The organism is Paenibacillus sp. UMB4589-SE434 (assembly GCF_030226685.1).
Taxonomy (GTDB): Bacteria; Bacillota; Bacilli; order Paenibacillales; family Paenibacillaceae; genus Paenibacillus_B.
This window is the reverse complement of sequence record NZ_JASOYK010000004.1, coordinates 484285-498658: the sequence shown is the minus strand read 5'-3', so window position 1 is coordinate 498658 and position 14374 is coordinate 484285. Positions and strand designations below refer to the sequence as shown.

13 protein-coding genes are annotated in these 14374 nt (G+C 45.4%); 2 read left to right on the top strand and 11 right to left on the bottom strand.

Annotated features, from left to right (window positions below; all coding sequences use genetic code 11):
- Window positions 1-1673 (bottom strand): glycosyl hydrolase family 18 protein (locus tag QP775_RS17500; protein WP_483312022.1); only part of this gene is annotated, 1673 nt, incomplete at its 3' end.
- Between the two features lie 544 nt (window positions 1674-2217).
- Entirely contained in the window at window positions 2218-3054 is an 837-nt protein-coding gene (locus tag QP775_RS17495) for a DUF4097 family beta strand repeat-containing protein (RefSeq protein WP_285107937.1), read from the bottom strand.
- Between the two features lie 293 nt (window positions 3055-3347).
- Between QP775_RS17495 and QP775_RS17490 the strand changes: the two genes are divergently transcribed.
- On the top strand, window positions 3348-3686 hold the full coding sequence (locus tag QP775_RS17490) for a L,D-transpeptidase (RefSeq protein WP_285107935.1): 339 nt from the start codon (window positions 3348-3350) through the stop codon (window positions 3684-3686).
- Between the two features lie 76 nt (window positions 3687-3762).
- On the opposite strand, the gene QP775_RS17485 is transcribed toward QP775_RS17490, so the two are convergent.
- The 3 genes from QP775_RS17485 to QP775_RS17475 form a co-directional block, all read right to left on the bottom strand.
- Window positions 3763-4029: a YqkE family protein gene (locus QP775_RS17485; protein WP_285107932.1), complete on the bottom strand. Its 267-nt coding sequence runs from the start codon at window positions 4027-4029 to the stop codon at window positions 3763-3765.
- A 165-nt stretch (window positions 4030-4194) separates the two neighbouring features.
- Window positions 4195-4512 carry an AzlD domain-containing protein gene (locus QP775_RS17480; protein ID WP_239326864.1) on the bottom strand — a complete coding sequence of 106 codons (318 nt, stop codon included), beginning with the start codon at window positions 4510-4512 and terminating at the stop codon, window positions 4195-4197.
- On the bottom strand, window positions 4509-5219 hold the full coding sequence (locus QP775_RS17475; RefSeq protein WP_028544033.1) for an AzlC family ABC transporter permease: 711 nt from the start codon (window positions 5217-5219) through the stop codon (window positions 4509-4511). The genes QP775_RS17480 and QP775_RS17475 overlap by 4 nt, the downstream gene beginning before the upstream one ends.
- Window positions 5220-5370: 151 nt before the next feature.
- On the opposite strand from QP775_RS17475, the gene QP775_RS17470 reads away from it, so the two are divergent.
- Complete coding sequence (locus QP775_RS17470) at window positions 5371-5949, top strand: helix-turn-helix domain-containing protein (RefSeq protein WP_285107928.1); 579 nt, start codon at window positions 5371-5373, stop codon at window positions 5947-5949.
- Between the two features lie 162 nt (window positions 5950-6111).
- Here QP775_RS17470 and QP775_RS17465 read toward each other — a convergent pair whose 3' ends face one another.
- The 6 genes from QP775_RS17465 to QP775_RS17440 form a co-directional block, all read right to left on the bottom strand.
- Window positions 6112-7110 carry an ABC transporter ATP-binding protein gene (locus tag QP775_RS17465; RefSeq protein ID WP_285107926.1) on the bottom strand — a complete coding sequence of 333 codons (999 nt, stop codon included), beginning with the start codon at window positions 7108-7110 and terminating at the stop codon, window positions 6112-6114.
- Complete coding sequence (locus QP775_RS17460) at window positions 7107-8129, bottom strand: ABC transporter ATP-binding protein (RefSeq protein WP_285107924.1); 1023 nt, start codon at window positions 8127-8129, stop codon at window positions 7107-7109. Before QP775_RS17460 ends, QP775_RS17465 begins: the two co-directional genes overlap by 4 nt.
- Window positions 8096-9088, bottom strand: coding sequence for an ABC transporter permease (locus QP775_RS17455; protein WP_285107921.1), 993 nt, complete (start codon window positions 9086-9088; stop codon window positions 8096-8098). Before QP775_RS17455 ends, QP775_RS17460 begins: the two co-directional genes overlap by 34 nt.
- Entirely contained in the window at window positions 9085-10056 is a 972-nt protein-coding gene (locus QP775_RS17450; RefSeq protein ID WP_285107919.1) for an ABC transporter permease, read from the bottom strand. The genes QP775_RS17455 and QP775_RS17450 overlap by 4 nt, the downstream gene beginning before the upstream one ends.
- A 79-nt stretch (window positions 10057-10135) precedes the next feature.
- Window positions 10136-11830 (bottom strand): ABC transporter substrate-binding protein, encoded by a 1695-nt coding sequence (locus tag QP775_RS17445; protein WP_285107986.1) that lies wholly within the window; start codon window positions 11828-11830, stop codon window positions 10136-10138.
- A gap of 598 nt (window positions 11831-12428) precedes the next feature.
- Window positions 12429-14330 (bottom strand): NBR1-Ig-like domain-containing protein, encoded by a 1902-nt coding sequence (locus QP775_RS17440; protein WP_285107917.1) that lies wholly within the window; start codon window positions 14328-14330, stop codon window positions 12429-12431.
- Between the last annotated feature and the right edge of the window lie 44 nt (window positions 14331-14374).

The following is a 14374-nucleotide window of genomic DNA, read 5'->3' as shown; positions in this document are numbered from 1 at the left end:
TTAGTTGGCGCCGTTGGCGGTGTCACGTCTGGCACACTTCCACTGTCGGTAGTCACTTGTATCGTAACTGCTGGGGAGACGTTACCTGCCGCATCCTTCGCTGCAATTGCAAATGTATAAGCTGTATTGGCGCTTAAACCTGTTATGGCTGCGCTTGTTCCAGCAGCAGTCACAGTAGTCGGGCCATATGTGACCGTGTACCCTGTCACGCCTACATTGTCTGTCGATGCCGTCCAGCTCAAATTCACGCTATTTGACGTCTTGGATATGACGGTGACATTAGTTGGCGCCGTTGGCGGTGTCACATCCGGTGGTGTAACTCCTCCACTTAAGTCATTTATTAATTTATTTTGCAGCGTCTTATTCCGGTCGCCGCTTAAATCCCAGATCATCGCTCCCCCAAGGCCCTTCGACTTCAGGAAGCTAACTTTGTAACCAAATGACTCCACATCATCGTACGAAATATAGGTTTTATTTGATTTGTTGTACAGATAGGGAACTTTGGAAGCATCATTCCAATAACGCACATACCCATTTTTATTGATATAGTTCGCCTCAAGATCGTAGAAATCAAACGACCCCTTCTCCCATGTGCCTACCTGAGCAGCTCCCGTACATTGCTGATATTGGCCGTTAGCTGCATCTGTACATCCGCTCATCCCACGTCCATAAAGAGGCATGCCCAGCACAATCTTGCTCGCAGGGACACCTGCATTCAAGTGCCCTTGAACGCCTTGCTCTACGTTAAAAGTTTGCGCATTAGGCAGACCCGCTGCAGTTGCAAGCGGATCATAATAAAGAGGCGCGTTATGCCCGCTCATCTTCTGCCATCCACCATTGAAGTCATAAGTCATAATGTTGATCCAGTCTACGACGTTGGCAATCTGCCCAAGCTCAGTATTGCTTGCATAGGTTGGGCTTGCACCTGAAGCAATCGTGAGCAGATACTGTTTACCATCGACTGTACCCGCGGCGTCCAGCTTCTCACGAATTGCCTGTAAGAGCAGGGTATAATTATGTTTATCTTCAGGCCGAGCGCTGTTGCCGATCAAGCCTCCCCCAACAGGGTATTCCCAGTCCAGATCCACCCCGTCAAAGTTGTAAGTGCGTATGAAGTTAACAGCAGAATTAGCAAACACTTCTCGTGTCGCAGCGGTTGCCGCTACATCAGAGAAACGGTTCGACCACGACCACCCGCCTACAGAAATGATCGTCTTCAAGTTCGGATTGGCCTGCTTGAGCAGCTTTAATTGTTTAATATTTCCACGTATAGGTTCATCCCATTTATCTCCGGGAAAGCTCTTCTGCACGTCAATCCACGGATCACCCAAAACAATCGTTCCATTAGGTACGTTAATATTGCTGTTAGCATCTTGGCAAGCCCAAGTTTGTGTATTCGGACTTGTCGGATCTGGATTGCCGTGACGTCCATTCCAGCAAATGTCCGCAAAGGCATAGTTAATATGCGTGACTTTAGTGGTATCAATAGAACTCACTTGATAATTCCGGCCATACGCTCCCCATGAAGGATAGTAACCGATAACCTTGTACGATGAAGCAGCCGCAGCCACCGTCTGTGCAGGGACAAACGAAACTACCAATACGGATAACATCATGGCAAATGCGAGTAGAGTAACGGCAGATTTACGAATCAAAGCCGTTCGAGCAAACATCATTAAATTCCTCCTTTGTAGTTGTAATGCACGCTGTTGTCCCTCTTGGAACAACTGCAAAATAGTGTAGAGTTAGTCAAAATCACCTCCAATTTTGAGTGGGCGGCACAAGCAGCCTGCCGCTTATATGCAGCAGCCTGCTCACTCAGACGAACCTATTAACTGAGATCGTCTGGCAAACGGGCTGATCAGCATCAGATGTGAAAAGCACAAAAAAGAATAACTGGGACAAGCGGTTGTAAGCGATTACAAAGATACTTAGAAGAAGTCGCATTTTTAACAGGAGTGTCAACACATTAATGTATTTATTGAGGGATTTAGCTTTCTTGCGAGAAGAAGCTGAGTTACGGTTTACACCTTCATTTTCAATGAATATCGGTCTCAGCGAAAGGGATAACATTATATAAACAGGGGTAACTTTATCCAGTTCCGGTTTTTTATCGACATGTCAAAAAACCTTTCTTGCATGCACCAAGACGATGCCTTGCAGAAAGGTTATTAGATGACAGCCTATCCGTGACAGGAAGGTTATAGAATGATTTATTTATTGCTTGAGGTCAAATTGTCCAGACGTCGTCTTTACGTAGAATAAAGCTGCACCTGCTGGTGCGTTGTTCAGTATACCTTCAACTTGTCGCTTTTCTTTGTTCGTAATGGTAAATGGAACGTCTATTTTCATATTGTCCCACTTGGTATCAGCTTTCAATTTCGCTTTGGCGTCTTTTGGCACAGTTATTGTAACGTTACCAGAACTCGTCTCCGCTGACAACGGTTTATCTAGCTTTGCTAAAGTGATCATGACGTTGCCTGATGTGGCTTTGATGGCAGCATCGGCGGCTAACTGATTTACTTCGATATTACCGGAACTCGACTCAGCCTCGAATTTATCCCCTTCAAACTGGTCAATCTTGATGTTACCTGAGGATACATGCGTACTTAAATGATCGGTTTCCAACCGCTGCAAGTCAATGTTGCCTGAAGAAGCCTGAACTGACAATTGCTTGTAGCGACGACTTGGCAGCTCGATATCCAGCGTAAGATCATTAGCTGTAACTAGCATGCTGTTTGAACGTTTCAACTGGATATTCAGATTAGACCCTTCGGCATCCACACGAAGCAGCTTCTCCATTTCTTTCTCGTCTCCACTTAATTTCCCAGTTAGGTGCACCTTTGCTTCCTCTACATTCGCAGCTGTAACCTTTATATTGGCACTAAACGCTTGGATAGACACAGCGCTAACATTTGTGACATTGGCATTCATTTGCACATCAACAGTAGTGCTGTTTAACATCGTGATGCCATCACAGGAGGACAAACTAAGCACGATAACAACAAACAAAATGAAATGACCTATTTTCTTAACAGCACTGGTCAATTTCATCCCCCTCTCCCATGTAATTTCCTTCATTTCAAGGATCAAGCATAAGACGACTGCCTTACATCTCGCCCCTTCAACCTGATCTGACAATTAGTAATGACTTATTACCTATACTATATGTCTAGACAAAATATATTTTCATTTCATAGTTGGATATTAATATAAAATTATAAGCACAAAAGAAACCCTATGAGTACCCATTAGGGTTAGTACGGTAATAACCCAAATGGTGAAGGGTATCTGCCTAAACCGAGACACTTGAACTTACATACACTGCTGTTAAAGGAGTGACCTGTATGCCGAACTACCGCATTATTATCGACTTATCCGATCGAAGTTTATATTTATTGGACAATAACATTGTTGTCCGCAGCTTTCCCGTAGGAATTGGCAGGATGGTGACAGCAACACCAGAAGGCGATTTTGTCATTATTAATAAGCAGCCGAATCCAGGCGGACCTTTTGGCGCATTTTGGATGGGGTTATCCAAGCCTCATTACGGCATCCATGGTACAAATGATCCTTCTTCCATCGGACACATGGTGTCTCACGGGTGTATCCGTATGTACAACCCCGACGTACTACTGTTGGCGAGTATCGTTCCTGTTGGGACCCGAGTTACCATTCGCCCCTGATAAACGGAAGGGGTCGCCTGTAAGCCTTGAACGCTTACCCAGGCAACCCCCTTATTCGTCACGACGTGCAGCAAACTTACTTATGCTTGCGCCAGTCCATGCTGCTGTTATTCAGCAAATACTCAAAGTTGTTATCTAGCTGCTTCTGCTCTGCTTTGCGGGCTTCTTCAAGCCGCTTCCGCTCGTCTTCCTTCTGCTTCACTTCTGTTGCCTTCAGTTCTTCAGACTGCGCCTTTAACTTGTTTAACACCTCGGGACTGAGCAAGTCTTTAAGTGTGGCCGGCTTCTCTTCCGAAACAGGTTTAGCATTCGGTGCTGGACGCTTACTCTTAGCCTTTGCCATTACGAAGTTCACCTCAATTCATATCTACTTATTATATCAGTATATACACGGCAATCGGAAGGTGCAGATTCTTTGCTTTTTCTTATATATTAAATAAAAAACCTTGGCAGCTCATGCTGACCAAGGTTATCTTTATTTAAAGGAAGATAGTCTGTGATTAGATGACTAAAACATGCGCAGTAATGCGATAAGCAGTACGCCTGTCACCATCGCCCAAAGCGGGCTCTTCGCAAGCCATGAAGTTATTGCGGCTACAATTACGGCGATGTAAAATGCCCATTCAATCTTGCCATCCACTGTTGGATGATAAAAAACAGAAGGAGCAACCAACGCGGCAAATACACCAATCGGTACATAACGGAAGCCTCTTTCGATGTCAGGCGACATCTTGATATAGCGGCTAAGCGCAAAACCTGGGTATCGGGTCAAATATGTAGCAGCAGCCGCTACGCAAATGACAACTAATAGAGTCGAGGATATCACTTCGATTTCACCCCTACTACAAACGCGGCAACGGCTCCGGCAAATACAGCGCCGGATGTTCCTACCCATTGGTAAGCAACCACTGAAGCAATAACTGCTAGCGCCGCAGCCAAGTAGTGGCTGCGCTGTTTTAACAGTGCAATAAGTAGACCTAGGAAGGCGGCAGTGAATGCAAAGTCAAGACCATATCGAGTCGGGTCTTGAATCAGACCACCCAGCTGATACCCTGCAACCGAACTTAATATCCATGACAGAAATACAATAATTCCTGCTCCAGCAAAGTAACTTACGCTAAGCTTGCTCTCCTGCGCTTGAATCGTTCCTACACTGTAGCTCTCGTCCGTAATGATATGTGACATCCATAAGAGGTGCCCTCGGCGGCAATCATCTAGATCCCGACCTAACGACAAGCCATAAATAACATAACGGGCATTAATAAGAAACGTGCTGATGGCAATCGCCCATAACGTAGCATCCTGCTGAAGCAAAGACAAAATGGTAAATTGTCCTGCCCCGGAAAACACAAACATAGACATTGCAACCGTTTCCCACAATGTGAAATGATTAGCATTGTTTGCAAGCGCTCCAAATGCCAGCCCATACGTAAACACGCTAAGAGCAAGCGGAAACACATCAAAAGACGCCTTCACAAACCCTTTTCGCGAGGGGACATCTTTTGTTATTCTAGATGATACATAGCCTGCCATCCGTGACTTCTCCCTTGATATGCTATAATAACTGCCAAGATATAATATAGCATACTTAAAGGAACGGTCAACCCATTTTATTGACTAAATATAATCATTTTTTCAGGTGCCTGTTTATTATTAATCATATCGTCATTTAATGGAGGTAATTATGGAAAAAGACCTTATTTCAGATCGAATTGGCAAGCGGCTCCGCCATTATCGACAACAGCTAAACATGACACTCGATGATCTAGCTGAACTTACCGGAGTGAGTAAGCCGATGCTGGGACAAATCGAACGCGGCACCTCCAATCCGACGGTAGCTACTCTTTGGAAGATTGCATCTGGACTACAGGTTCCATTAACGGCATTTATTCTTGAGAATCCTTCATTGAAGGTCGTGCGGGCAGATGATCAGCCTCAGTTTCGGGAAGACAACAAGCGCTTTGAAGCTCATAATACCTATGCGGCGCCTGGCATCTCAATGGAGACGTTTCGTGCACGATTGCTGCCAGGGTGCGCTTACGTTTCCGAACCGCATGGACTTGGTGTCATTGAGTCCATAACGGTGTTTACGGGTACGCTCACACTCGAAATTGGGCCAGAGACCAGTACATTAGAAAAGGGAGATGCAATCTCCTTCTCGGCGGACACGGGGCACGTGTATCAAAATAATACCAACGATGTGTGCGAAATATCGGTAGCTATACTGTATTCAAACGTCACGACTACAAAGACGTCCATCTAGCCCTTGTCTCTGCTCGACGGTTTGCACCCCCGTTCACACAACGAGCCCTTGGATGATCGCTATTGATCCTCCAAAGGCTTGTTTGTCATTTCGTGTAACTTGAGTATTACTTGATATCTCAGCCGTTATCACAATCTTTCACATCCGAATCATAACCTGCTATTAGATGACTACTGAATGCGGAATCGCCTCCAATGGATAATGACAAGCAACTTGGCGATCCGCTGTCATCGTGACAAGCTCGGGCGATAGGACACGACACTTGTCCTGCGCGTAAATACAGCGCGGATGGAACCGGCATCCCGACGGTGGGTTGGCAGGAGAAGGAACATCTCCTTGCAATACAATCCGTTCCTGCTTCCGGTGCGGAGAAGGTCGTGGAATAGCCGACAACAATGCAGCTGTGTAAGGATGCCTCGGATTAGCAAACAACTCCTCCGTACGGCCAACTTCTACCAGCCTGCCCAGATACATCACGCCGATGCGATCTGATATATGACGGACTACATTTAGTCCATGCGCAATAAAGAGGAACGTTAATCCGAGTTCCTTTTGGAGCTTCATCAATAGATTTAATACTTGCGACTGGACGGACACATCCAATGCTGACACCGCTTCATCCGCTACAATAAAGCGTGGATTTAACGCTATTGCCCTGGCGATGCCGATACGCTGCCGTTGTCCACCTGAGAACTCATGCGGATAACGATTGCGCCTTGTCGCATCCAAGCCTACCAGTTCCATAAGTTCCACTACTCTTTTATCAATCTCCGCAGCCGATACTTGTTGATGAACACGTAAAGGCTCACCGATAATATCCCGAATATGGAACCGTGGATTAAGCGATCCAAACGGATCTTGGAAAATAATTTGCATATCCTGCCGCAAATGACGCAATTCCTTCGCATTCATTTGCTGTACGCTTCGGCCATCAAAGAACACTTCCCCGCTCGTCGGCTTCTGCAGCTGTAAAATTGCCCGCCCCAGCGTTGACTTCCCGCAGCCGGATTCGCCAACAAGCCCGAAGGTCTCCCCCTGATGAATACCAAAGGTAACATCGTCCACTGCCTTCACATGACCGATTACCCGATTCAACAATCCTGTCTTGATTGGAAAATACTTTTTAAGATGTTGGACATCAATAAGCGGCTGTTGTGTCATGAGCGGTGCACCTCCGTAACGGAATCAACTGGATTCGTTGCTCCCTCAGAGCCATAAAGCAAGCAGGCGACGTAATGATCCGATCGATATTCATTTAGTCCTGGCTCTTGCTGGCGACATTTATCTTCCGCCTTTACGCATCGAGGGTTAAAGCGACATCCCGCAGGAAGGTTATTAATGCTGGGTATCGTTCCTGGGATCGTATACAACTCCTCGCCTCGTGTGCCCTCCAATCCCGGAATGGAATTAAGCAGGCCAATCGTGTAAGGATGGGACGGATGATCAAAAATATCCAGAACCGTCCCCTCTTCCACGATCTTGCCTGCGTACATTACCGCGATCCGGTCAGCCATTTCTGCCGCTACTCCCATATCGTGGGTAATGAGCACAATCGCCATACCTAGCTCATCCTGCAAGCGTCGCAGCAGCTCTAGAATCTGAGCTTGGACCGTTACATCTAGTGCGGTCGTAGGCTCATCGGCAATTAACAGCGCGGGCTTGCATACCAGCGCCATCGCTATCACAACCCGCTGCCGCATTCCGCCCGACATTTCATGCGGGTATTGCTTGGCGCGCAGCTCCGGGTCCGGTATCCCGACCATATGCAGCATATCAACGGCTTGCCGCCATGCCTCTGGGCGGCTAATCCGCTGATGCAGCTGTAGGCTCTCCGCGATCTGGTCGCCAATTGTAAAGACAGGATTAAGCGCAGACATCGGGTCCTGAAATATCATCGCAATTCGCTCGCCGCGAATCTGAATCATATCTTTCTGTGACTTGGCAGCCAGATCATCTCCATTAAAACGAATACTGCCCTCAAAGATCGTTCCGCCAGCATAATCGACGAGCCGCATAATGGATAGTGATGCGACACTTTTGCCGCTGCCGGATTCTCCTACGATACAGAGGGTCTTGCCCTTTTCCACGCTGAGGGATATTCGGTCCGTGGCTTTGGCAATCCCTTTCTCAGTTACAAATCCCGTGGTCAAATTTTGGATTTCAAGAAGTTTTCCCGCCATTGCTGTAACCTCCTGCGTGGAATTTTCACTTTCTTGCGCGGGTCAAATGCGTCGCGAATGCCATCCCCGATAAAGTTGACAGCTAGGACGACTAAAAAGATGCACAGCCCAGGATAAAGCGCTTGCATGGGATCTACCAACATAAATTGCTGTGCGTTGCTTAACATGAGTCCCCAACTCGTATCCGGAAGCTGGACACCTAATCCCAAATAAGATAATCCTGACTCGGCTAAAATGGCCCCCCCTACCATTAACGTAGCGTTAACGATAATTGGAGCTGTTGAATTACGGAGCAAATGCCGCCCAATAATAGACCAGCTTGATACACCAATTGCTCTCGCCGCCTCTACATACTGCATCTCACGAAGCTGCAGGAACGTACCACGAACGAGCCGCGCAGAACCCATCCAGCTTGTAAATCCCATGATTATGATCATGTAGCTGAACTTGGAACCAAAAATAGAAAGTACCAAAATATTTAGAAACAATGTTGGAATGGAATTCATCACATCTACGATTCGCATAAAAAAAGTGTCTACGAATCCGCCAAAATAGCCTGAAACCGATCCGATGATCGTTCCGATCACCACAGAGATGATTGCCACAGAAAAACCAACCAAGAGGGATACTTGACTGCTGTAGATGAGTCGCGTCAAGATGTCTCGTCCCAGTTCATCTGTTCCGAACAGATGATTGGGACTGCCTGCTGGCAGGTTCGCATTTAATAAATCGATGGCAGCCGGATCGTAAGGAGCGATAACACGAGCGGAGAGGGCAACGATCACGAAAAATAACAAAACAACTAGTCCTGACACGGCAAATGGATTGCTCATAAATTTCTTAAATGCCATTTGCCACAAGCCAATTGGTTTCTCAGAGGGAGGAACAGGGAGGACGGGTTGAAGATCTGTGTCACGTCCAGGCTCAGGCTGAAGCTCTTTGAGGTTGGCCACGCTCATGATGAGACGCCCCCTTTACGACCAATCTGTACACGAGGATCTACGATAGCATACAAAATATCTGCGATTAAATTTCCGATAACCACGATAACGGCTGTAATGAGAGTAATTGCCATCAAGACTGAGTATTCCCGGGCAACTGCCATTTCGATAAACAGTCGTCCCATGCCAGGCCAGTTAAATACACTTTCTGTAATAGCAGCACCCCCTACTAGAATAGGTAAATCCAGCCCTAAAATCGTAATAATCGGTATCATCGCATTTCGCAACGCATGACGGAACACGACTCTTCTTTCCTTCATTCCTTTAGCCCGTGCTGTTCGAATGTAGTCTTGATCGAGTACCTCCAACATGCTTGTGCGTGAATATTTAACATATGAAGCCAAAAATCCCAATGTCAGAACAGAAACGGGAAGAATTAAATGCATAAAAAGGTCGCCAATATTGCCTTCTTTCCCCATCGTGTACATGTCGGACAAAGGAAGCAGATCCCACTTGATAGAAATAAGCTCTTGCAGCATAATACCAAACCAAAATACAGGCATAGCAAATCCGATGTAGGAAATCATCGATGCTGACTGATCAGAGATTCCATATTCAGACGTACTATTATAAATTCCCCAAGGGATTGCAATTAACATTGCGAGCAGCCAAGCAACTCCCATTAAAATGACTGTATTCTGCACAGTGGGCCAGAGAATATCCGAGACGGGGAGATTGTTCTTAAATGTCTGTCCAAGATCTCCTTGCAGCATGTCGCCCAGCCATCGTGCATATTGAATATATACCGGCTGATCCAATCCCAGGTTATGTGCTTGAATTCTGCCCGCTTCCTGAGATAAGCCCGGTGATAGAAAGATCTGTGTCGGTCCCCCTGGGGCCGCATGTATGAGACCGAAGGTCACGATCGAGATCAGAAATATAACTAGCAGCGACTGAAGTACGCGGCGGATCAGGAATTCCGTCATGAAATAATCCTCCTAAACCATAAAGGGGAGGGAGTTGACTCCCCTCCCCTCGTCCGGTGTTGTCTAATGGTTGTTGACCTTATTCAACCCACCAGTTGATAATGCGGAACATATAACCGTATGCAAGTGAAGGTTCTGGTTTATCTTCTTCTGCATATTTGACTTTAGGACCTAAGCCTTGCGGTGTTCCGTATTGATATAGGAATACATAAGGAAGATTAGTAGAAATTTCTTTTCCAATTTCCTGATACACTTTCTTGCGCTCATTCTGATCAACGACAGAGTACCCTTTCACCCACAATTGATCCAGCTTATCATTTTTATACCAGCCTGCATTTTGTCCTGGCGGGAAATATTTTGAAGAGAAAATACTTTCCGAGTTCGGATCAGGATCTGTCAAAGACCAAGCAGCTAAAATAGCTTGATATTTCCCTGGATTAATGTTCTGTTCCTGCCATGCCGAAAAGTCGATTCCTCTTGGCTTGACCTCGATGCCTACATCTTTTAAGTTCTGTTGAATAACAGCAGCCACTTGTTCGCGGCGGTTGTTGCCTGTATTGTACTGCAGCTCAAAGGAGAAGCGATTGCCATCCTTCGTTAAAACACCATCGGCACCGACTTTCCAGCCGTCCTCTTCCAGCAGCTTCTTCGCTTGTGCCCCATCATAGCTATAATTGACGGCAGCCTCTCCAGGATCAGCCCACGAGCCTGGCAAGAACGGCGAATTCATCAGCTTGCCGGTTCCTTTCAAAATGTTGTCAACCATACCTTGGCGGTTAAGCGCATAGGCGATTGCCTGTCTAGTCTTCTCCCCCGTAAACAAGCTTACGTTGCCCGGGAAGTTCTCGCCCTTAAAGTTAAAGCCGAGGTATTCATACAGTGGCCCTGGGGCAAGCACGACATTCAGATTTTCTTTGCTCTGAACAGCGGCAAGCTGTGTAACCGGAATAGCCGAGACGCTATCAATGTCACCTTTAATCAGCGCCTGTACTTCCGTATTTTGATCGGCGTATATTTTGTACACGACCTTAGCGATATGAGGCTTCTTAGCCCCCCAATAGCTTGGATCGATATCAAAGCTTAAGTACTGTTTCTGTTTCCATTCGGTCCATTTCCAGGGTCCGTTGGTTACCGTCTTCGCTGGGTCTGCACCAAATGGGTGCTTTTTGAGTTCTTTTGCAGGGACATCTTTTAAGATGTGGTTAGGGATAAGACTGAGTCTAAGGGAGTAGAGGAATGGGGCATATACTTGCTTCAGCTTGATTTGAACCGTATTGGCATCCACTTTGGTCACAGTGTCTACCTTATCGAAGGAGCTAATACCTGGTGAGCCAACATCCGGGTTGCGGGTAGTATTAATGGAAAAGATAAGATCGTCGGCCGTAACCGGTTGGCCGTCGCTCCATTTGGCTTCCGGCTTTAATTTAATCGTATAAGTCTTGGAGTCCTCACTGATCTGCGGCAGTTCTGCCGCTAGCGACCAAGGCTCTGCTACAACATTGGCTTTACGATCAACATCGTACAAATTAGCAAAAATCAAGTTAATGGCATCGCCTGAAGAAGTGTCGCTGGCAAATAGCGGATTCGCTGTCACGATGTCTGTGAAGGTGCCTAGCGTAATGGCGCCTCCGTCTTTCGGTGTCTGCGCCGTATTTTCCTTTACTGGTTCGGTCTTGGTGTCGGATGGCTTAGGTTGTTCCTTAGGTGGGTTCGTAGTTGAATTTGAACTACTGCACGCGGATAACAAGCTCCCAATAAGTACCACAATCAGCATTAAGGACGTCCACTTCTTTTTTACCACATTATTTCCCCTCTCAAATTTGTACTTTGTGTGAAGGTTATATTTTCCTCAACATTGTACCACCTACTCTAGTGCACGGGTAGTAAAATGATGGAAAATATTTATAAATGATTAATATTATTTTAAAGATTGTTACGAGATCTATTTTTACAATGCGATAAAGCTGATGTTCCTTATACTAGAGCAGCATTCAACACAAGTCTGGTTCATCATATATGGACACTATTAACGCCCAAATACGCTAAATCGTGAGATATCGATACATATTCGCGTCATGGAAAGCGCATTCATAAAATTTGTTACAGCCAACAAATCCGTGCAGCTTCACCATTGCAGAAAGTAAATAAATGCATACTATCCACCTCTTGCGAACGATTTGCAGCGTCGTCGCTTTGCACTGTTTATGCGTAACACTGGTAAAATATTTATGAGAGTAAGTAACATGGATAGTATGATAGATGAAGAACGCGATTTACTCCTTTTTATGATATGCGCTTGCTAGTTTCATCACATCACGGGTGGTTACAACGTCTCCTTCACTATACAAATGCAGAAAAACTAGCTGAATCAGCTAGTTTTTCGCTCGTTCTAATTTGATATTGTCCGCATATGCTGTCCCAGTTGCCCCGCTATCTGCAACCACTCGTACGAGCACATGAACGGTTTTACTATTTGTCACGAATGCTACCGTGCCATGATTCCACTTATGCTGTTCCCCCGAATAATAGCCTGCATGATCCAGAACTACATTATTGCTTTCATCCAGTTCTAACATATCAACGTAAAAGCTGCCTTTCGTTAAACTGTTAAAAAGGCTTGCACTCAGGACGTACTTTTGCGAAGAGAGTACTGGGATAAGCACGGAATCTGATGTAGTACTGACGACTTCATTTTCTGCTGCAAACTTAATTGACTTACTGCCGTCAGTCGACTTTAACGAATCATAACTCATATGAGGGGATAATTGCCATAATTCTGACCGCTCAAAGCTGTGATTAGGAATGAGGTTACGACTGGTAGATGTAGAGCGCAGCCGACCTAATTCATCATATACATACTCTTTCTTCTGATTAGCCGATATTATATACGCCAATTGGTTATTGGGATCATAATAATACGTGCTTAATTTGTCTTTGTTTTCATTTACTTTCTCTCTTACCCTAACTTGCTTGGTCACCGTATTCCCGAACCAAGTTACTCCATCTTGCACCATACGCCAGTCCGTCGTATATACACCCGGTTTATCCGGTGCTTTCATTGGAAATGTAAAGGTATATGTATCCCCATACTTGATCTTTTGTCCTATAGGAATAAAATGTCTACCTAACGCAAATGGATCTCCATCGTCTACAGCACCTAAGCGCACACTCGTCGACTCTGACCACTCGTGAGTGCCCGTATTTTTCACCGTAATGCTTGCCGTATATTCTTCCCCTGCATATAGAATATCAGGTAATCTATACGCCGTTATCTCGGCATTTAAAGCTTCCCTCTCCTTCACTCTGACCTGCTTAGCTACCGTATCACCAAACCAACTCACTCCATCTTGAACCATACGCCAATCCGTCATATATACACCCGGCTTATCTGGTGCCTTCATTGGGAATGTAAAGGTATATGTATCACCATACTTAATCTTGTGTCCTGCAGGAATCACATGTCTCCCTAGCGCGAAAGAATCTCCATCGTCTACAGCACCTAAGCGAACGCTCATTGACTCCGACCATTCTTGAGAGCCCACGTTTTTAACAGTGATATTAGCCATATAATCTTCACCAGCGTATAGAACATCAGGCAACTGACTAGTCAAAATCTTGGCATCTAGCGCTTGTGATGGTCCAATATAAATATCATCTAAATAGGCTCGGAAGGAGCCTACTTCATCATTTGTGAGGTCATCATAGCCAACTAACACCTTTTTTATCTTCTTGCCGCTGAACATATCCAGCTTTATTTGCACAAAATGCCACTCATTTAAAGACATATTTCGAAATGCAGGATGAACTCTACTCCCAGTCTGGTCTGTTACACCTGAATCACGTAATGTCGTGTTATCGTCAAATATGAGGTCAATCGCGATTTTTTTACTTTGCTGCCCTCCGTGATGATAAATCCAATAACTAAGAACCATTCCCTGGTCTACCTTAAGATTCAGCCCATCATATAACTTATAATATATAAAACTATCTTTAATCGAGCTATTATCTGTACCTGCTATCCTGTAAAAATACTGTCCATTCTTCGCATAGACCCCCATATCCGGACTTGGAACTGTAGAACCCTCAGGCAATATGCCTGTCAAATATCCTCCAACCTCACTTTGTTGCTCAACTACCATCCCTAAGCTGTCATTGACATCTTTCTCAAATGTATTATGCAAAGTATTAGCAGATACTGTGGCATAGGCTGTATGATCAGCAACTAAGAACATAATACTCAAGACAAATACCATTACTATTTTTATATTTCTCATAGATCCCCCTATTTTTTACATAGTGCTCTATTCTAATATATAGT